The following is a 574-nucleotide window of genomic DNA, read 5'->3' on the forward strand; positions in this document are numbered from 1 at the left end:
TGGTCGCCTTCGGTATAGGTCGCCAAATCAGGGTCATACAGGGAATAGGGCGATTGCCACCCCACCACCGTTGCCGTGCCCTTATGGAGCCGCAAGCGAATTGTCCCTGTCACCCGTTTTTGCGTCTCTTGAATAAACGCATCCAGTGCCGCTTTCAGGGGGCTAAACCACAACCCGTTGTAGACCAGTTCGGCATAGGTGCGCTCAATCCCATACTTGTAATGGGTCACATCCCGCGTCAGGGTCAAACTTTCCAGGGCTTGGTGCGCCGTTATCAACACCGCTAACCCTGGCGCCTCGTACACCTCCCGCGATTTGATCCCCACCAGCCGGTTTTCGATCATGTCAATCCGGCCTACGCCATGTCGTCCCGCCAGGAAATTCAACTGCTCCATCAACGCCACTGGCGGCAGGGGTTCCTCATTCACACCCACCGGTTGTCCCTGGACAAAATCCACCGTGATGTACTCCGGCAAAGGGGGCGCTTGGGCAATCGAACGTGTCAGCGTGTAAATTTCTTCTGGTGGTTCCAGCCAGGGGTCTTCCAGCGGCCCCGCCTCAATACTTTGCCCCA

General features: G+C 57.1%; 1 protein-coding gene. It reads right to left on the minus strand.

Features of this window, described 5'->3' with window-relative positions; all coding sequences use genetic code 11:
- Positions 1-574: argininosuccinate synthase (locus NZM05_12685; protein ID MCS7014471.1), on the minus strand; the 574-nt coding region annotated here is incomplete at both ends.

It is taken from the genome of Chloroherpetonaceae bacterium, from assembly GCA_025056565.1.
GTDB lineage: Bacteria > Bacteroidota > Chlorobiia > Chlorobiales > Thermochlorobacteraceae > Thermochlorobacter.